The sequence below is a fragment of the Streptomyces sp. NPDC031121 genome (assembly GCF_055570615.1).
In genome coordinates, this window is sequence record NZ_JBVIGV010000011.1 from 39,562 (window position 1) to 58,185 (window position 18,624).

At 73.0% G+C, this 18,624-nt stretch carries 12 protein-coding genes; 5 read left to right on the top strand and 7 right to left on the bottom strand.

Annotated features, from left to right (window positions below; translation table 11 throughout):
* Positions 1-16: 16 nt before the first annotated feature.
* From ACZ462_RS21400 to ACZ462_RS21420, 5 genes are all read right to left on the bottom strand, one after another.
* On the bottom strand, positions 17-1,051 hold the full coding sequence (locus tag ACZ462_RS21400; protein ID WP_467802949.1) for an asparaginase: 1,035 nt from the start codon (positions 1,049-1,051) through the stop codon (positions 17-19).
* Between the two features lie 105 nt (positions 1,052-1,156).
* Positions 1,157-2,599 (bottom strand): amino acid permease, encoded by a 1,443-nt coding sequence (locus tag ACZ462_RS21405; RefSeq protein ID WP_467802950.1) that lies wholly within the window; start codon positions 2,597-2,599, stop codon positions 1,157-1,159.
* Entirely contained in the window at positions 2,596-3,273 is a 678-nt protein-coding gene (locus tag ACZ462_RS21410) for a FadR/GntR family transcriptional regulator (RefSeq protein WP_467803256.1), read from the bottom strand. Before ACZ462_RS21410 ends, ACZ462_RS21405 begins: the two co-directional genes overlap by 4 nt.
* A gap of 130 nt (positions 3,274-3,403) precedes the next feature.
* Positions 3,404-4,663: a hypothetical protein gene (locus ACZ462_RS21415; RefSeq protein ID WP_467802951.1), complete on the bottom strand. Its 1,260-nt coding sequence runs from the start codon at positions 4,661-4,663 to the stop codon at positions 3,404-3,406.
* 204 nt (positions 4,664-4,867) lie between these two features.
* Entirely contained in the window at positions 4,868-5,230 is a 363-nt protein-coding gene (locus tag ACZ462_RS21420) for a helix-turn-helix transcriptional regulator (RefSeq protein ID WP_467802953.1), read from the bottom strand.
* 149 nt (positions 5,231-5,379) lie between these two features.
* Between ACZ462_RS21420 and ACZ462_RS21425 the strand changes: the two genes are divergently transcribed.
* The 5 genes from ACZ462_RS21425 (at position 5,380) to ACZ462_RS21445 (ending at position 9,769) form a co-directional block, all read left to right on the top strand.
* Positions 5,380-5,943, top strand: coding sequence for a universal stress protein (locus tag ACZ462_RS21425; RefSeq protein WP_467802955.1), 564 nt, complete (start codon positions 5,380-5,382; stop codon positions 5,941-5,943).
* Positions 5,940-6,965, top strand: coding sequence for a TerC family protein (locus ACZ462_RS21430; protein WP_467802957.1), 1,026 nt, complete (start codon positions 5,940-5,942; stop codon positions 6,963-6,965). Before ACZ462_RS21425 ends, ACZ462_RS21430 begins: the two co-directional genes overlap by 4 nt.
* Positions 6,966-7,053: 88 nt before the next feature.
* Positions 7,054-7,944, top strand: coding sequence for a universal stress protein (locus ACZ462_RS21435; RefSeq protein ID WP_467802959.1), 891 nt, complete (start codon positions 7,054-7,056; stop codon positions 7,942-7,944).
* 162 nt (positions 7,945-8,106) lie between these two features.
* On the top strand, positions 8,107-8,586 hold the full coding sequence (locus ACZ462_RS21440) for a cation:proton antiporter regulatory subunit (RefSeq protein ID WP_467802960.1): 480 nt from the start codon (positions 8,107-8,109) through the stop codon (positions 8,584-8,586).
* Between the two features lie 4 nt (positions 8,587-8,590).
* The gene (locus tag ACZ462_RS21445; RefSeq protein ID WP_467802962.1) at positions 8,591-9,769 is read left to right on the top strand and encodes a cation:proton antiporter; all 1,179 of its coding nucleotides are present in this window, start codon (positions 8,591-8,593) and stop codon (positions 9,767-9,769) included.
* A gap of 214 nt (positions 9,770-9,983) precedes the next feature.
* On the opposite strand, the gene ACZ462_RS21450 is transcribed toward ACZ462_RS21445, so the two are convergent.
* A complete protein-coding gene (locus ACZ462_RS21450) occupies positions 9,984-16,100 on the bottom strand; it encodes a DNA polymerase III subunit gamma/tau domain-containing protein (RefSeq protein ID WP_467802963.1) in 6,117 nt (2,038 codons plus the stop codon).
* A 110-nt stretch (positions 16,101-16,210) separates the two neighbouring features.
* A complete protein-coding gene (locus tag ACZ462_RS21455; RefSeq protein ID WP_467802965.1) occupies positions 16,211-18,502 on the bottom strand; it encodes a hypothetical protein in 2,292 nt (763 codons plus the stop codon).
* Positions 18,503-18,624: the final 122 nt, after the last annotated feature.

Below are 18,624 nucleotides of genomic sequence, written 5' to 3' on the forward strand. Positions count from 1 at the left end.
GAGGGGGTGGGCCGGGTTACGGCAGGGAGTGCGGTCGGGCGGGGGCGGGGGCGGCCGCCGGGGCCAGTGCCGGGACGGGCTGTACGGCGCCGAGCGGGCGGCCGCCGCCGGTGACGGGCTGCTCCGTGAACCGGGTGAGCAGCCGCGGGTCGGCCCCGGCCAGGGCCAGGGCCGCGGCCGTCACGGGGATGCGTGCGCGGTTCGCTCCGTCGGCGATCTTGACGGCCACGGCCCGGCCGTCGGGGAGGGCGGCGACCTGGACGCCCTCGAAGCCGTCCTTGGCGATCAGCCCGGGTACGGTGCGCATCAGCTCGGCGACGTCCCGCCCGGCGCCGGAGGCCATCTCCGGGTGGCCGCGCAGGGCGTCGGCGACCCGGTGCTCGGCCGTGCCCGGCGCCGCGGTGGCGATGCGGGCGGCGGCGCGGGCCAGGCCGTGCAGGGAGACCGCGAACAGCGGGGAGCCGCAGCCGTCGACGGTGACATGGGCGGTGCGCTGCCCGGTGAGGTCCTCGACGGTACCGGCGATGGCCCTCTGGAGCGGGTGGGCGGGGTCGAGGTAGGTCTCCAGGGGCCAGCCGGCCAGTCTGCAGGTGTACAGCATGGCGGCGTGCTTGCCTGAGCAGTTCTGGGCGAGCCGGGAGGGCGGGCGCCCCTGCCGCGTCCAGGTGTCGCGGACGGCCGGGTCGTAGGGCAGGTCCGGGACGTTGCCCAGGTCCTCCTCGGTGGCGCCGGCCAGGGTGAGGATCCGCCGGACCCCGGCGAGGTGGCGTTCCTCGCCGGAGTGGCTGCCCATGGCGAGGGAGAGCAGGGCGCCGTCGAGGGGCAGGCCGGCCCGCACCATGGCGGCGGCCTGGACGGGCTTGAGGGCCGAGCGGGGGTAGCAGGCCGCCTCGGTGTCGCCGAGGGCGAAGCGGACCTCGCCGCAGCGGCCGAGGACGACGAGGGAGCCGTAGTGCACGCCTTCGATCAGGCCGCCCCGGGTGACGTGGGCGACGGGTTCGTGCAGGGGCTCCCGTATGGCGGGCGCGTCAGCGGGGGTGGCGCTGCGCATCTGTGGCTCCTTCGACGGGTGCGGGTTCGGCCGGGGGTGGGGGGTGTGCGGAGGCTTCGGCGGCGGCGTGCCGGCGGCCGCGGATCGTGCAGGGGCGCCGTCCGGTCAGCGGCTGCTCTTGACGGCGGCGGCGCGGGAGAGGCGGCCGCGGATCGCGTACCAGCCGGCGACCAGCGCTCCGGCGATCAGGGGCACGCACAGCACGGTCGTGCGTCCCGCACCGCCGTCGGCGTACATGAGGACCAGCACGGAGGCGAGGAAGGCCAGGGTGATGAGCTGGGTCCACGGGGAGCCGGGGAGGCGGTAGTCGGGGCGGGTGAGTTCGCCGGCACGGGTCTTCCGCCAGAAGAGCAGGTGGCAGATCATGATCATGCCCCAGGTGGAGAGGATGCCGAGGGCGGCGAGGTTGAGGACGATCTCGAACGCGTCGTCGGGCACGACGAAGTTGAGGCCGACGCCGAGGACGCACACGCCGCTGGTGAGCAGGATGCCGCCGTAGGGCACCTGGGTGCGGCTCATGCGGGCGGTGAAGCGGGGGGCGGAGCCGTTGGCGGCCATCGAGCGCAGGATGCGGCCGGTGGAGTAGAGGCCGGAGTTGAGCGAGGACATCGCCGCGGTGAGGACGACCAGGTTCATCACGCCGCCGGCGGCCGGCACGCCGATGCGGGAGAGCACGGTCACGAACGGGCTCTGGTCGGCGCTGTAGCCGTTCCACGGCATCAGCATCGACAGCAGGACGACCGAGCCGACGTAGAAGAGGCCCACGCGCCACATGATCGAGTTGATCGCCTTGGGCATGATCTTCTCGGGGTTCTCGGTCTCGCCTGCCGTGACGCCGACCAGTTCGACGGAGGCGTAGGCGAAGACGACGCCCTGGACGATCAGCAGCATGGGCAGCAGGCCGTTGGGAAAGATCCCGCCGTTGTCGGTGATCAGGGAGGGGCCGGGGACGACGCCGTCGACGGGGTGGCGGGTGGCCAGGAGGAAGATGCCGAGGGCCATGAAGAGGGCCAGGGCGCCGACCTTGACGATCGCGAACCAGAACTCCAGCTCCCCGAAGATCTTCACGGAGATGAGGTTCACGGAGAGGACCACGGTCAGCGCGATGAGGGCGATCGCCCACTGCGGGACGTCGGAGAACATGCCCCAGTAGTGCGTGTACACGGCTACGGCCGTGATGTCGGCGATTCCGGTGGTGGCCCAGTTGAGGAAGTACATCCAGCCGGCGGTGTAGGCCCCCTTCTCGCCGAGGAACTCGCGGGCGTAGGAGACGAAGGCGCCGGAGGACGGCCGGTACAGGACGAGTTCGCCGAGCGCGCGGACGACGAGGAAGGCGAAGACGCCGCAGACGGCGTAGGCGATGAACAGCGAGGGCCCGGCTTCGGCGAGCCGGCCCCCCGCGCCGAGGAAGAGCCCGGTGCCTATCGCGCCGCCGATGGCGATCATGTTGACGTGCCGGGGCTGCAAGGACTTGCTGTAGCCGGTGTCCCCGGCGTCGACGTGACGGGTGGACGGGCGCTTCTCGTCTTTGAGGAACTGCTCGCTCACGCCTCGGGTCCCCCTTCTCTGGGGCTGTTGGTGCGCTTGGGGTGCACGATGTCGGTGAGGGTCGTCTCGACCCGGTGGAGGTGGTGGGACATGGCCTCGACCGCGTCCGGTTCGCAGCCGTCGATCAGCGCCTCGAAGATCGCCCGGTGCTCGCGGTTGGACTGCTCGCGGCGGCCGCCCAGCTCGTTGAGGAAGGTCGACTGGCGTGCCAGTGCGTCGCGGATCTCCTCGATGACCCGGCGGAAGACCGGGTTCCGGGAGGCCTCGGCGACCGCCAGGTGGAAGACGGTGTCGAGGGCCACCCAGGCCGTGGTGTCGGTCTCCTGCTCCATCCGGTCGAGCAGGTGGGCCAGGTGGTCCAGGTCCTCCGGGGTGCGGCGCAGCGCGGCGTACCCGGCGACCGGGATCTCGACGTGCCGGCGCACTTCGAGCAGGTCGCTGGCGGCGTAGTCGCCGAAGGTCGGGTCCTCGACCGTGTTCGCCACGACGAAGGTCCCCTTGCCGGTCTTCGACACGGTCAGACCCATGGCCTGCAGGGCGCGGAGCGCTTCCCGCAGAACGGGCCGGCTGACTTCGAGGGTGCGGCACAGTTCGGCTTCCGAGGGGAGCTTGTCGCCCACCGCGTACTCGCCGCGCTCGATGGCGTTGCGCAGGTGGCCGAAGACCGCTTCCATCGCGCTCACGCGCCGCGGCCTCTCCCCACCTGTCTGGCTGTCTGACAGGTTCACGGGCTGATCTTGCGGGCTGCCGAGCCGGGCTGTCAAGGGTCCGCCGGAACCCGTTCCGCTTGCCGGTGCTGCGGGATCAGGCCTCTGCGTCCAGGGGGGACTCCTCGCCCAGGCGGGCCCGCCAGTCGCCGACGAGGTCCGCGGACGTGGAGGCCAGGCGCGCTATCTCCTCGTCGCTGCGCCCGTCTGACCACGCCAGGACCCGCGTCACGGTGCGGTTCCGCGCGGCGCGGCACTCCCGCAGCATGTGCTCGATGCGTTCGACCTCCTCGCCCTCGCGGACGAGTTGCCGGTCGACGGCAGCCCGCTCCTCGGCGCGCAGCCGCCACAGGTAGGCGGACAAACCCATCAGGGCCAGCCCCTCCTCCTGCGCGGCGCCCTGGAACTCCTCGGCCAGAAGCGACAGGACGCAGTCCGGCACGTCGGCGAGGGTGGCCCCGAGGGGTTTCGCCGCCTCCCAGGCGCTCCTGCCGGCCTCCGTCGCCTCCAGCCAGGTGCGGGCGTCCGTCGGAGTACGGTCGCCACAGGCGCGGGCGCGGTGGGCGTACAGGGCGGCGCGGTGGCCGTAGAAGGTGAAGCCGTCCTCGATCTGCCGGTCGGCCGCGCGGCAGACGCGCCCCGGAACGCCGCCGTAGCCCGATTCGGGCCGGTAGTCCGCGTAGGCGTCGAGCTCCGCGTCGGTGGCCGCCTCCCAGGCGGGGTCGCACAGGTCGGGGTTGCTGTCAAGCAGGGCGCCGACCTCGACCCGCCAGGCGGGGACCGGGGACATGCGGAGCCTGGGCCACACCACGTCCTCGGAAGCGCGGAAGGTGTGGGTGGCGACCCGCTCGATGTCGTCCCAGGCGGTGGCCGCTTCGGCGGACCACTCCGGATCACCCTCCGGCCCCGTCCGGTGGATCGAGTCGACGAGCCGCTGAACGGCCGGCAGTACGCCGAGCGCGAGCTCGTGGAGTTCCGCGGCGGTGAAGAAGCGCCAGGAGCAGCCGTGTTGCTCGTCGTGCGTCATGTGGCTCAGGAGCTGCACCAGCACGCCGGGGGCCGGCAGCATGCCGTCGCCGAGCGCCTTGCGCGGGACGCCGGGCAGCCGGTCCTCCACGTCCTCGCGCGGAGCCCGCCAGTCGACGTCGCCGAACCAGACCGCGCCGGTGCGCGCGTCGACGGCGAGCCACTGCTGGTATCCCACCCCCGGGCCGTACCGCTGCTCCTGCTGCTCGGCGTCCCTGTCGTGCCAGACGTACTCGGCGGGGGGCGGGTTCAGTTCGGCGGCCAGGAAGCCGTCCTCGGGGCGGTAGCCGGTGAGGATGCAGGCGGTTCTCGGCGCTTCGGCAGTGCTCATGAGGGGTTTCCTCTCGGTGGAACAGCAACCTCCGCAACCGTAGTGCGCTTGTCGGCCAATAGTTCAACATTCAGCCATTTGACCGACTCGACGACACGGGAGGCCAGCCTTCCGGCTCCGAAGGGGCGGAGAGGTCTACGCGCGTTCGGGACGAACGGCAGGTTGTCTCGTTTTCATATGTTCGGGTGTGCAGCTGCCGCCCCGTCACGACCTCGCGGCGGACTCCGGCGCGGCCGCCTCCGGCGCGGCACCCTCGCCGTCGGGGGTGTCCTCGCGGTGGAGGAAGGCGGCGAGGAGGTCACCGACGGGGTGGTCGGCCTCCAGCGGGTGGCGCAGGGAGACGCTGGGATCGATGGTGTAGCGGTTGCGGCGTCCCACCCGGGTGCGCGTGAGGTAGCCGGCGGCTTCCAGGTCGGCGACGATGATCTGGACCGACCGTTCGGTGATGCCGATCCCGGCGGCGACGTCGCGCAGCCGCACCTCGGGGTCGCGGGCCAGCCACAGGAGCACCCGGGCGTGGTTGGTCAGGAACGTCCACTGGTCGCCGCGCGCCGATGAGCTCTTCATGGACTCCATCATACGAACTCGGCTTCGCATATCCATCCCTTCATGCGAACCCTTATTGACGAAAAAGTTTTCGCGTAACGGTTGACGCATGTCGTTGGCGGAGTGACGCTGGAGGGGATTCCTCCCGTTCAGGAAGGCGGGCCGCAACCATGACCCGACACCTCCACCACCCCGCCCACCACGGCGTTCCGCGTCTTGCGCGGGCCGGCCTGGCCCCGCCCGTCGCCGGAGTCCTCACCGACCGCATGGACGACGTGGCGGTGGCTGAAGCAGCCGCCCGGATCGCGCTGGCCCGCCGTGCGCCCCTGCTGCTGATCGCCGTGATGCCCCCGCACACCGGCCGCTCCGGCCTCGGACCGGCCGCCGCGCCGGTGCGGGCGGTGCTCGCCCGGGTCATGCCGAAGGTCGGCCCCCTCCGCCTCGGCTACATCCCCGAGGCCTTCCTCCTCCCCGCCGCAACCGCCCCGCGCCTGGCGGCGGCGACCGGACTCCTCGCGCTCGCCGCCCGACACCGGGCCCGGGACCTGGTCGCGGCCCGCCGCGGCCCGCACGGGCTCGACGCCTTCACCCTGATCGAAGCCGCGGCCCTGCGCGGCGGCCCCCGCGTCCACGCCGTCGCCCCGGCCCTGTGGAACCCCCTGCGGACGCCGCCGCCTCCTGCGCACCCCGCCGGCGACCCGCTGCGCGCCCGGAGAGGAGACGTCCCGCGATGAACGACCTGTCGTTCGCCGTCCCGCTGTGGGTGTGGGCGGCGGTCACCGCCGGCATCCTGGTGATGCTCGCCGTCGACCTCGTCGCCCACCGCGACAACCACGTCATCGGCTTCAAGGAGGCGGCGGTCTGGAGCGGCGTCTGGATCGCCATCGGCCTCGGCTTCGGCCTCATCCTCTGGGCCTGGCAGGGCGGGGAGGTGTCCTCCACCTACTACGCCGGCTACCTGATCGAGAAGGCCCTGTCGATCGACAACGTCTTCGTCTTCGCGCTGGTCTTCTCCTTCTTCGCCGTCCCCGACGCCTACCAGCACAAGGTCCTCTTCTGGGGCGTCCTCGGGGCCCTCGCCGCCCGGCTGGTGTTCATCTTCGTCGGCGCCGAACTCCTGGAGATGTTCTTCTGGACGGCCTACCTCTTCGGTGCGTTCCTGATCTGGACCGGCTGGAAGATGGCCGTCTCCAAGGACGAGGAAGTCCACCCCGACCGCAACCCCGTCGTCCGCCTCGTCAGGAAGCTCATCCCCACCGACCCGCGGTTCCACGGCGACAGGTTCTTCATCCGCAAGAGCGGCAAACGCGTCGCGACCCTGCTGTTCGTGGTCCTGGTCGCCGTGGAGGCCACCGACCTCATCTTCGCGGTCGACTCCGTCGCCGCCGTCCTGGCGATCACCACCAACACCTTCCTGGTGTGGACCGCCAACGCCTTCGCCGTCCTCGGACTCCGCAGCCTGTACTTCTGCCTCGCCGGGCTCCTGCGCCGCTTCGCCTACCTCCACTACGGCCTCGCGGTCCTCCTCGGCTTCGCCGGCGTCAAGCTCATCCTCTCCGAGACCCCCGTCGGCAAGCTCCCCATCCCCCTCACCCTCGGTGTCATCGCCGTGACCATCACCGTCTCCATCGCCTGGTCCCTGATCGCCACCCGGGGCCGGCCGCCCACCGACCCCGACCCGCAGCCCACCGCCACCGGCACCGGCACCGGCACCGGCACCGGCACCGGCAACCCGCACACCCAGGAGCCGTCATGACAACGACCCGGGCGGCCCGGCCGGCCCCCGTCCCACCGGCCCCGCCGAAGGCGCACGTCCCCTGCTCCGCCCACCCGGGGAGCCCGCGGTGACCGCCCGGGTCGTGGTCGGCATCGACGGCTCCGCCTCAAGCCTCGCCGCCGTCGAGGCCGGGACGCGGGAAGCCCGGTGGCGCGGCGCGCAGCTGCACCTGGTCCACGCCTTCATCTGGCCGGCGATGCACGTACCCCTGGGACCGTCGCCGCTGGGCCCTCCGGAGGGAGGCCTGCGCAACATGGCCCGGCACCTGGTGGCCGAGGCCGAGGAGCACGCCAGGACGGTGGCCCCCGACGTCGAGGTCACCTCCGCGATCGTCACCGGCGAACCGCTGACGGTGCTCCAGGCCCAGTCCCGCACCGCGCAGCTGACGGTGATCGGCTCCCGGGACATGGGCGGCCTCGTCGGCCTGCTCGTGGGCTCGACCGCGGTGCACCTGGCCGCCCGCGGCCACTGCCCCACCCTCGTGGTGAGGGCCGCCGGCGACACCGCGGGGCCCATCGTCCTCGGCGTTGACGGATCACCGGCCGGGGAACGGGCGATCGAGTTCGCCTTCGCCGAAGCGGCGCTACGCGGAGCCGACCTGCTCGCCCTGCACGCCTTCACCTCCTGGAACACCCAGATGCCCCCTCCCGTCGACCCGGCCCTGCCGTACGCCGGCGTACCCGGCGCGCTCGCCCAACGCGAGGCGACCGTCCTGTCCGCAGCCCTCGCCGGCATGCAGGAACGGCACCCGGACGTGCGCGTCGAACGCCGGACGGTGCGGCAGGGCAGCCGCGAGGCGCTGATCGAAGCCAGCCGCACGGCCCAGCTGCTCGTCGTCGGCGCCCGAGGGCGCGGCGGATTCACCGGACTGCTGCTGGGCTCGGTGAGCCAGGCCGTGCTCCACCACGCCCACTCCCCCATCGCGGTGGTCCCGGCGGCAGCCGGCACGCCCGTGTGAGCAACGACCGGCCGCCGCAGGGCACCGCCGTTCACCCCGGTCCGCGGGCTGCCCGGCAGCCGCCCGCGCGGGCCCGTCCGGGCGTACGGCGGACGCCGGCCCTCCAGTGCCCGCCGCCACCTGCCGAATACCTGGACATCGCCGACGGACGGGGTGAGGGGCATGGACGTCAACGAAGTGCTGCTGCCCGGGGTCGGGCTGCGCTACGAGTTCGCCAACAGCGACGGCGACCGGATCGGCGTGGTGGCCCGCCGCTCGGGCGACTTCGAACTCGTGGTCTACGGGGGTGCCGACCCCGACGAAGCACGGGCGGTGCTCCGGCTGACCGAGGAGGAGGCCGACACCCTCGCCGAGATCCTGGGCGCCCCGCGCATCGCGGAGCGGTTCGCCGACCTGACCAAGGAGGTGCCCGGGCTCATCGCCGGACAGATCGAGGTCCGCGCCGGGTCGCCGTTCAGCGGCCGCCCGCTGGGAGAGACGAGGGCGCGTACGCGGACCGGCGCGTCGATCGTGGCGGTCGTCCGCGGTGAGGAGGTCGTCCCCTCGCCCGGGCCGGCGCACGTCCTGCGCGCCGGGGACGTCCTGGTGGTGATCGGAACCCACGACGGAATCAACGCGGTGAAGCAGATCGTCCAGGGCTGAGCGGATGAAGATCTCCATCGCCCTGCTGCTGGAACTGGGGATCATCCTGACCGCGCTGAGCCTGCTCGGGGCCCTGGCGCGGCGCTACGCGCTGTCCCCCGTCCCGCTGTACCTCCTCGCCGGACTCGCCCTGGGCGAAGGCGGCATCGCGCCCGTCCCCGCAGCCGGTGCGTTCGTACAGGCGGGGGCGGGCATCGGAGTCGTGCTGCTGCTCCTGGTCCTCGGGGTCGAGTTCACCGTCCCCGAGTTCACCGTGAGCCTGCACCGCCACCTGCCCTCCGCGCTGGTCGACCTCGTGCTGAACGCGGCGCCCGGCGCGGTGGCGGGATGGCTGCTCGGACTGGACGCCGCCGGCATCCTCGGGCTCGCCGGCGTCACCTACATCTCCTCCTCCGGCATCATCGCCCGCCTCCTCACCGACCTGCGGCGCATGGGCAACCGGGAGACCCCGGCCGTGCTGTCGGTGCTGGTGCTGGAGGACTTCGCGATGGCCGCGTACCTGCCGCTCCTCGCCGTCCTCGCAGCCGGGGGCACCTGGCGGCAGGCGCTGCTGGGAGTGCTGCTCGCCCTCGCAGCGGTGCTCGCCGCATTCACCGTCTCGTACTGGTGGGGACACCACCTGGGACGGCTCCTGGGACATCCCGACGCAGAGCAGCTCCTCCTGCGCGTCCTCGGCGTCACGCTCATCGTCGCGGCCCTCGCCGAAGCCGTCCACGTGTCCGCCGCCGTCGGGGCCTTCCTCGTCGGACTCTCCCTGACCGGCCGGACCGCCGAGCGGGCGCGGGAGGTCCTCAGCCCGCTGCGCGACCTGTTCGCCGCCGTGTTCTTCCTCGCGATCGGCCTGTCCGTACACCCCGGCTCCCTGCTGCCGGTCCTGCCGGCCGCCCTGCTCCTGGCGCTGGTGACCGCCCTGACCAAGGTGGCCTCCGGCTGGTACGCCGCCCGGCGCGACGGAGCCGGATCCAGGGGACGGCTGCGGGCCGGCACCGCGCTCATCGCCCGCGGCGAGTTCTCCCTCGTCATCGTCGGCCTCCTGGGGATGCGCCAGGACCGGCTCAGCGCCCTGGTGGCCGCATACGTGCTGCTGCTCGCCGTGGCCGGGCCCGTGATCACCCGGTTCGCCAGCCCGCCGCCGACGGGCACACCCCGGCCCCGGCCCCGCCGGGAGGCGAGGCCGCCATGAACGGCCGGCGACGGCTCGGCAGGGCCGCGGCCGGCCGGGCACCGGGATCGGTCCCGAGGCTGCGCTTCCCTTCGCATCGCCCAGACCTGAACGCCCCTGCAGCTGCCTCCCGTGAGCGGCATCCGCGGGTACGGCGAATCATCAGGGCGCGTCCGGGCAGAGCTCGGCCTCGCCCCCGCCGAGCGGCCGGTGGGGGCGAGGCCGTGAACCGGTGTCAGTCCAGCAGCGCCACGCACTCCCGGAGCAGCGGCTCCAGGCGCAGCAGGTGGTTCTCCTCCCGGTCAAGGACCTGGAGGGCATCGAGGCAGGTGACGATCCAGCGGGCCTCGTCCTCGTCCTCGATCCGGAACGCCACGGCGGTCACCGCGCTCTCCAGGTCGAACGAGGTCTCCTTGAATTCCTCTGCGAGGGCCCGGTAGCCAGTCGCGAGCAATGGGTCCGCGAACACCCCGGCCGCCTCGGCGAAGGCCCGGGCGGCGGCCCGGTCCCGGCGCAGGCCGGCCAGGCGGTGCAGGGCTGCGTCCGGGTCGCCGAGTTCGCCGTGGAGACGGTGCGCCCTGTCGACCAGGATCGGCCAGCCTCCGGTGAGTTCGTGGAGTCGGTCCAGGCGGTCCTCCGTGTGGAACTCCTCCACGCGCTGGGCCCACCCGCGCAGGCTTCGGCGGTCGTGCCGGCGCAGCACGACGGGGGCGGCCGAGGTGGGTTCGGTGCCGGTCAGCAGGGGGCGCCACAGTCCGAGCTGGTTGGGGTCGGTCACGATGACCACGGCGCGCGTCACGCCGGGTGTGGTGGGCAGCATCGTCTCGGCCTGGTCGACGGCCTGCCGGGGGGCCTCTGGGCGGGCGTCCGGGTAGCGGGCGAAGTCGCTGATGACGACCCGCCGCTCCCGGGGGCGGCCGCCCGTCAGCTCCTGCTTGTAGACACTGGGCTTGCCGACGGCCGGCAGGGTCCAGTCGGCGATGCGTCCGGCGATCGCACGGAGGGTGTCACCGACGTCCGCGACTCCGGTCGCGGCGGTGCCGAGCACGACCCTCGTCTGATTCGACCGCTCCCCCAGCAGGTCGTCGAGCTGGATGATGGTGAGCGGCGCCGGTCGGCCGTCGGGCAGCTCGGGGCGGCCCTCCTGGACGATGCTCTCCTGCAGCTCGCAATCCTGCTCGGCCCTGAGCAGACGGGCGTCCACCTCATGGGAGGTGCCGATCATGCGGAGGGCGTTCGGGCCGCGCAGGTGCCAGCCCTGGCCGTCGTGGTTGGGCGCGAGGACGCCGAGGCCCACCATTTCGGAGAGGTAGGCGCGGAAGCCCTCGGTGTCGAGCTGCTCGAAGCCCTTGCGCCAGAAGGTCTCGCACTCCTCGCGCAGCTCGGCGTCGCTCAACCGTACCTCCAGGCCCCGGTGGCGCGCGTGGTAAGCCAGGACGTTGGCGATCACGTCGTAGCGGTGGTCGAGGCTCAGGGTGTCCTTGAACGCCGCCGAGATGCTGTCCCGCAGCCCGGTGTCCGACTCCACGACCTCGATGTCGCCGATCTCAACCGCGTACGGAGGTCCTTCGGCTCCGCGTCGCATCCGCTTGCGGTGCATGACCTCCACCAGCCGGTGGCCGAACATCTGGAGCAGGAACGGCTGGTAGGAGCAGTAGCCGAGCACGCGGTTGACGAGGTCCATGTCCTGGAACTCGAAGCCGAGCGCCCGCATCGGGTCGACCAGCAGTTCGGCGGCGGACTGGGGCGCGAGCGGGCCGATCACCTTCGGAGTCTGGGCGAGATGGCTGAACGGCCCGTTGCTGGCGAGCTTCGTGAAGCGCTGCACGGAGTGCAGGCCGGCGAAGACGACCTTGGCGCGGTCCTTGGTGTCGGTTCCGAGGCCCTTGAGCTTCTTGGTCTGGTCGAAGCGGGGGGCGTCGGCCTCGAAGAACTGGTCGCACTCGTCGAGCAGGATCAGCAGACGGCGGCGGGAGTCCCCGTCGAGCCAGGCGCCGATTCCGGCGCGCACCCGTTCGGAGATGTCCTTGACGGACTTGCGTCCCTGCTGCCCACCCAAGACCTCGGCCTTCCTGAGCTCCCGGTCGAGGACGCTCCACAGCGCCCCGAGCCCCAGTGAGCTGCCCTTGCCGATGTTCTCCTGGTCGAGGTTCACGTACACCGCCAGCTGGTAGCCGGGGCGCTGCCCTTCGAAGCGCTCCCCCGCATCGCTGAGGAGGGCGGACTTGCCGAGCCCGCGGCCGCCGAAGATGACCTGCGTGCCCAGCGGGTCGAGGACGCTCTTGCGTTCGGCGTCGCGGCCGTAGAACATCTCGCCGCCGATCCGGCCGCGCTTCTCCCTGATGTAGGGGTTGACGCCGGAGAACGGCAGCAGGGTCTGGGTGGCGGTGCTGACCTGGCGGTTGCCGCGCGCCGCGAGGTAGGCCAGGGCGGCGTCGTCCACGACCATCATCGGCTGCAGCCGGCTGGAGCCGGCGGCGAGTTCGACACGGGCCCCGCGGCTCAGGGTGCCGAAGTAGGCGACGAGGAGGCTCTTTCCGCTCGTGTCGCTTTCCGCCAGGCTCATGACGACCTTTGCGGGCGGGCGGCCCCAGACCAGCAGCACGCGCAGGGTGCCGCCCTGCTCGCGGATCTGCGAGCCGAACGCGGGCGCCTTCGCCCGTCCGTTGATCTCCACCTCGGTCGCTTCGAACAAACGGTACTCGCGTCGGCGGTGCGACCTTTCGTCCAGCGGCTTGGCGCTCTTGGCGTCGTAGCCGAGGAGCTTCAGGGCCGGGAGCAGCTGCCTTCGGGCGGACACTTCCAGCCGGTCCTTCGGCTCGGTGGCGCCCAGTGCCCGCCACTCCTCAAGGGCATCCGCGGCCAGGGCCGCCTCGTCGGTGGAGAGTGCGCTGTAGTCGAGGACGGGGATGTCCGCATGCGTGCCGCCGGACCGCACGAGGTCGACGAGGGTCCAGTCGATGCCCTTGGGCAGGCCGTCGGGCACGGCCGGGAAGAAGTCCGTCAGGTGGGACTCGCCGGCATCGATCTCCGGGACCTCCTCGCCGATCTCCAGGAAGTAGACGAGGTCCGCTGCCGTGGCCAGGCCCCCGGTGTCCAGGTGCCTGAGGACCTGTGCGCGCAGCTCCTTGCTGGGGTCCAGGGCGTCAAGGCGGGCGCGGATCCGGTCGGCGGCCTGCTTCCGGAAGTCGGGCAGGGCGTCCCGTACCGTGTCGAGGGAGCGCCGTACGGCCACGAGGTCGTAGGTGTGGGAGTCGTCGAGCCGCCGGATGGCGTCGGCGAGGAGCTCCTGGAGGCTCAGGTCCTGGTCGTCGGTGACGGCGCCGTCGGCCTGGGCGCGGTGCAGTTCGGCGACGAGTTCCCGGTGCTTCTCACGCAGCTCCGCGCGTCGGGACGCCGCCCGGGCGTCGATCTCGGCCACCGCGGGCAGGGGGAGCGCCCCGGGCTGCGGTGCGGGCAGCAGCCCCCGCCCCGCCAGCTCGACGAGCGTCCGCGCCGCGGCGAACGCGTCGTGGGCGAGCCGCTCGGCGAGGGCGTCCTGCCAGCTCCGTTCGACCGCTGTGAGCAGCCGGGCGAGCGGCGGGCGTTCGTCGACGCGGTCGCACACCTTGAGCAGTTCCACGTCCAGTACGAGTTCCGGGTCCACCGGGTTCTCGGCAGGTGCGGCCGCTGTCTTGCCGGCCAGCAGATCGAACAGCTCCTCCATCGACGCGTGGGCCGCCCAGGCGGTCGCGCCGTTGACGGCACCGGAGCTTTGGGCCAGTTGCAGCAGTTCGCCCAGTGCCGCGTCTCGGCCGTCCAGCAGGGACCGGCGCAGCGAGGAGATCTCCTTGACGGCCCTGTTGCCGTCGGAGCGGTCACCCCGGCGGATGGTGTCGACCACCAGGCACCACTCCTTCGCCAGGGCGGCGACCCGCTCCACGAGGTGCACCAGGTCCTGCCGTCCGGAGCCCTGGAGGGGCTTGCCGCTGGGCGAACGGTGTTTGCGGTCCATACGGTCGATCTCGTTGTTGATGTCGGGCAGCTTCGACAGGCGCTCGGCCTGCTCGCGGACCCGGGCCGCCCCGTCGCGGTCGTCGGCGGCGACCGTGCCCAGCATGGATCCGAGGAGCCCGTCGTCGGCCAGCCACCGCTTGGCGATCTCCGTCGCCCGTGCGAAGCGGAGCCGAGGCGGCAGAAGGTGGGTACGGCACTGCTCCAGCAGCTCCTGCAGCCGGGCCTCCGCTCCGGAGACGTCGGCGCTGACCGCCAGCGGCGAGGCCGTCATGAGGGCCCCGCTGAGGGCGCGGTCGGCGACGGCGGTCGCGGCCTCCGCAAGCCTTTCCGGCAGCCGGGGCGCCAGGGCCTTCAGCTGGGCGCCTGCCATGTGGTCCCCGGTGATCAGCGCCGTGCGCAGCAGGGCGGGCAGGAGGACGAGCTCGCTGCCCTCCGCGTCCCGGCCGGCATACCCGCCGTACTGCTGGAGCAGGTCGGCGGTCAGCCGGGCGCCCTGGCTGTCAGCGGGCGTCAGCAGCCCGGCGGCGCCGGCCAGGCGCAGCGCCACGACCTGCGGCTCGGGGTGGCCGGCCGCGCCCGCCACATGGTGGGCCAGTCCGAAGCGCCGTTCCACGACCAGCTGCGTCAGGACGCTTTCCGTGGCCGCCTCGTCAGCGTTCGCCTCGTCGGCGGCGGGGGCGGGGACGGGCTCCTGCGGGGCCGGCTCGGCCGACAGGGCGTCGCTGTCGTGCGGCGCGGGTCCGGCAGGCAGGGGCATGGTCTCAGAGACGGCGGATGCCGTCGGCTCATGGGCGGCCGGCGCGATCGGCGTGTGGTCGGTGCCGGCCGGGTCAGCCTCCGGCTTCGCGACGGGCGCTTCGGATGCGTGGACGGCGCGGGGCCGGCGCCCCTCGAAGGCGCGGTCCGCCGGCGCCGCGGCCGGGGCGTCCGTCTGCTCGGCGACCGGCTCGACAGGGTCGGCCGTCGTGTCGGCAGCGGGGGGCTCGTCGGCCGCCCCGGCGGCGCCTCCGGTGGTGCCCACCGTCGGCTGTCCCTTCGGCGCCGGCGGCTCTGCGGCCGCCTCCGGCCGGGCCAGGACCAGGTGGTCGGCGACGAGCACCGCCATGGCACAGCCGGGCAGCACCTGCACCACGCGGTCCTGTAAGGCCAGGATCTCCGCCGCCTCGTAGGCCTGCCGCCCCTGGCGGAGCAGCCGTGCCAGGTCGGCGAGGGCGGCGGCCTCCTGCCGCTGCGGCTGTTCCCACAGCGCTGCGTCGAGCAGACGGCGGGTCTCGGCACGCACGGTCTCGGCCGCGAGGGCGGCGGGGGTGCTGTCCGGCAGGGCGGCGACGCCGAGCAGCTCCCGCAGCGCCTCCCGCGCTTCGCGCTCGTGCTCGCGTGCTGTCCGGTGCTCGCGTGCGGCCTGCGCCATGTCCTCCAGACGACGGGGCACCCCGGTGATCCCCGCTGCCCGGAACACCGCGCCGGCGCTGTCGAAGGCGGCGCCGAGCGCGCCCAGCGCGGCAAGGTCCTCGTCGTGCGGAGGGCGGCCGTCCGACACCGCACCGGTCGCGTTCCCCGCGGCCTGCCGGGCCGCCGCGAGGGCCGACTCCACCTCTCGGCAGGCCGCCTCCAGGTCCGGCCCCTCCGCGCCGCCGACCCGCGTGTCCCCGGCCTCGTCGCCCGCGGCCGCGGGCACACCGCGGGGGGCGCCGGGCTCCGGCACGGCCGGCATGGCACTCTCGGAGTCACCTGCGGACGACCCTTCGAAGCCCTTCCACAGGCGCTCCAGGTCCGGGTACGCCGCCCGGACGGACCGGGCTGCGTCGGTTACGGCGGCCAGGCGTACCGGCTGCTCCTCGTCGGCCGCCTCCGTGAACCAGTCCCGGTCGGCCGCCCAGGCGAGGACGTGCGCATGGAAGACGGAGGCGTTGCACCAGGCGAACACCGTGGTCCGGATCAGCGTCGCGCCCCATCGCGCGACGGGATCGGAGACGGTCTTGCCGTTGCCGCCCTGTGCGAAGACGGCCTCGCCGATCTGGTTCATCACAGTGGCCGTGAGGTCGCTGATGCCGCAGCGGCACTTGTGCTGCCGGGCGTCGCGCCGCAGCCGTGAGAGGACGTCCTGGCACAGCGCCCTGCCCGCGCGCCTTGGGGCTGCCATGCGGATGCCCAGGTTGCCGAGCAATGCCTGCCGGTGTGTGGGCGGCAGGGAGTTGAAGGCGAGTTCCACCATGTCGGCCGTGAGCTCGTTCACGGCGGCGCCGACCGGGTCCTCCAGGGCGTTGAGCGCGGAGGCCAGTCCTTGCAGGGCCTCGGCTGAGACGGTGGGCGGGGACAGCGGCGGCCCCGTTATGACGTGGTAGCGGTCGTGCATGTACGCCTGCTCCGTTTCTGCGGCTGGTGGTGTGGGTGTGGGATCGGCTCACGCGGCTCCGAGCCGAAGGAGAGGGAGGTGGCGGGGCGGGTGGGGCATGGAGGCGCGGCTCAGCGGCCGCGCATGTGTTCGGTGACGAAGGTGTAGCCGTAGGGCAGTTCCCAGCCGTCCGCCTTGCCGAGCCTGCGGCAGTGGTCGCGGAAGGCCGCCCGCTGTGCCGCGCTGGGTGAGCAGCCCGGGCGCAGGCGCCGCAGGTGGCCGGCGACGAGCTGGAGGGGGAGCTGCCCGGCGCTGTCCGGTTCCATGTCGCCCCACGGACGTATCACCCGGCGCCGTAAAGGGCGGTAGGCGATCAGGAGGATGACGGGCTGCCCCCCGCGGGCCGGATAGTGCGGCTGGCCCCAGCCGTCCCGGCTGCCGAGGGCGGACTCCAGGCGGCGCTCCGCCAGGAGTTCGACGACCGCCGCCTCCAGCGCGAGTTCCTGCGCCCGTGCGGGCGGGCGCCCGTAGGCTGCGCTCGGCAGGACGGAGCGGTCCAGCAGGGCATGGCCGTCCGGGGTCAGCAGCCCGCAGCGGCGCACGGTGCGCATCACGAGCTGTCGCGGGCCGAGACCGACCGCGCTGTCGCCGTGGCGGTCGCTGCCCGGGGCGTCCTCTCTGGTGAGCACACGGGGGTCGTAGCAGTGCCCGATCACACGGTCGCCGACTTCCAGCGTCTCCTTGAGCTGCGTTGTGGCCGCGCGGATCACCGTTCCGCCGCGGGGCCAGAACAGTTCGAGGAAGAGGCCGGGGAAGAAGTCGCCGGGCCAGGCGATGCCCGCCAGCCGGCCCGGTGTTTCGCCGAGTTGGGCGGTGACGCCTTGTATCGCCTGGTGTGCGTTCGTGGTCCGGCCGGCGTGGTCGAGTTCGAGACGTGCCCTGATCCGCTGGCCGTGCGAGCGGCGGAGTCCGCGCAGGACGTACGGGTGTAAGGGGAACCAGCCGTCCATCAGGTGGGCCAGCCGCACGGGCGACCGCCACGCGACCCCCTCGGCGTCGTTGCGCAGGAGTTCGCAGGGGCCGAGGTCGGCGTCGTCGGCGAGGGGCTGATCGACCGGATCGACGTCCGCTTCCGGCTCCGTCCCTGCTTCCGCTTCCTGCTCCGGCGGAGCGGAGACCGTCGACGCCCAGCCGCGCCCAGACGGGGTCAGGGGGTCATCCGGCGGTTCGGCACCGCCGGGATGGTGCGACCTCCAGACGCCCCCGCTCTCGAAGGCGTCGTCGAGCGTGACCCGGCAGCCGTTCTCGAACACGCCGTTCTCGCTGTCCCGTCGGACGACGTCGGCGAGCGTCAGGTTCGCCCGGCACACCGCCGAGGCGTACCCCACTCCCTCCAGCAGTTCCGTGGCACCGGGCACCTGGCGCAGCCGCGGTCCGACCGCCGTGTACACCGTGACCGGTGCACTGAGGCCATGGCGCCGCTTCGCCGGCGTGGCCGCGTGTTCCACCGCGGCCGCGAGGGACCTGAGGTCGTGGCCGCCCAGCGGGCCGGTATCGCGCCAGCACTCCGCCAGAGAGGGCCGGGTCACGGCGTAGTGGCCCCAGGTACGCAGCGAGGCGCTGGACAGGAGAGCCGCCCGCACCGTGTCGAGCAGCCCCAGCAGCCCCGCCCGCAGCAGGTCCCCGCCCGTACCGCCCACGAGTTCGGCTAAGGACACGGGTACGAAGGGGCTGAGCAGCTGCTCGCGCCCCGTGGTCAGCAGGTGGTCCGCGTAGGCCGTCAAGTCGTCCCGCCGGGCGGCTTCCGGGGACGGGTGGGTGACGTCGACGACGACGTGCCCGTCCTGGTTGAGTCGGCGCCGGCGCGTGCGCAAGCGGTGGAGCTGGGCATGTGACAGGCGCAGGGCCGGGCCGAAGGCATCGAGATCCGGAACCAGGAGCTCTCGGCGGCGCAGAGCGGGGCCGCTCGCCGGCCTGCCCGGGCCCTCGGCTCCCGCGGGCGCCCCGGACACCCAGGCCGGGACGTCCCCCAGCGGCCCGACCTCCGGATGCGCGCCTTCACGGTAGACGATCTCCGCATAGAGCGGGTCCGATCCCGTGGCCACGCACACCATGGCACCGACGGGAAGTACGGGAGTGCGCTCCCCGAGGGTGACGACGGGGAAGTCGTCGAGGCGCAGCGGACTGCCGCCGTAGCCGTCGCCGTTGAGGTTGAACCCGAAGTACACGGCGTTGAAGGCGACCGCGGTGTGCACCGGTGCGCGGCGGGCGGCGACCACCGCTTCGAGGTAACGCACCAGCGGCTGCAGCTCACCGTCGGGTATCGCAGCGCGGCCCCGTGTCATGGAGGGGGTCAGCAGGGGCTCGTCACCGTATGGATCGAGCACCTTCGTCCGCCCGCTGCCGCCAACCGTTGCCGACACGTACGGGTCCCCACCCATGGCACCTCCACCGCACTGGGCGCACCACCCGATCCACCTGCGGTAATTCCCTCAGCCTACGCGGAGACGTGCTTTCCTGTGGCACTTTCCTCGGTTTGCGAACG

Coding starts and splice junctions, on each gene's coding strand:
- ACZ462_RS21425 (WP_467802955.1), top strand. CDS start 5,380: ATGACCCGACACCTCCACCACCCCGCCCACCACGGCGTTCCGCGTCTT.
- ACZ462_RS21450 (WP_467802963.1), bottom strand. CDS start 16,100: ATGCACGACCGCTACCACGTCATAACGGGGCCGCCGCTGTCCCCGCCC.
- ACZ462_RS21410 (WP_467803256.1), bottom strand. CDS start 3,273: ATGGAAGCGGTCTTCGGCCACCTGCGCAACGCCATCGAGCGCGGCGAG.
- ACZ462_RS21400 (WP_467802949.1), bottom strand. CDS start 1,051: ATGCGCAGCGCCACCCCCGCTGACGCGCCCGCCATACGGGAGCCCCTG.
- ACZ462_RS21445 (WP_467802962.1), top strand. CDS start 8,591: ATGAAGATCTCCATCGCCCTGCTGCTGGAACTGGGGATCATCCTGACC.
- ACZ462_RS21430 (WP_467802957.1), top strand. CDS start 5,940: ATGAACGACCTGTCGTTCGCCGTCCCGCTGTGGGTGTGGGCGGCGGTC.
- ACZ462_RS21420 (WP_467802953.1), bottom strand. CDS start 5,230: ATGAAGAGCTCATCGGCGCGCGGCGACCAGTGGACGTTCCTGACCAAC.
- ACZ462_RS21415 (WP_467802951.1), bottom strand. CDS start 4,663: ATGAGCACTGCCGAAGCGCCGAGAACCGCCTGCATCCTCACCGGCTAC.
- ACZ462_RS21440 (WP_467802960.1), top strand. CDS start 8,107: ATGGACGTCAACGAAGTGCTGCTGCCCGGGGTCGGGCTGCGCTACGAG.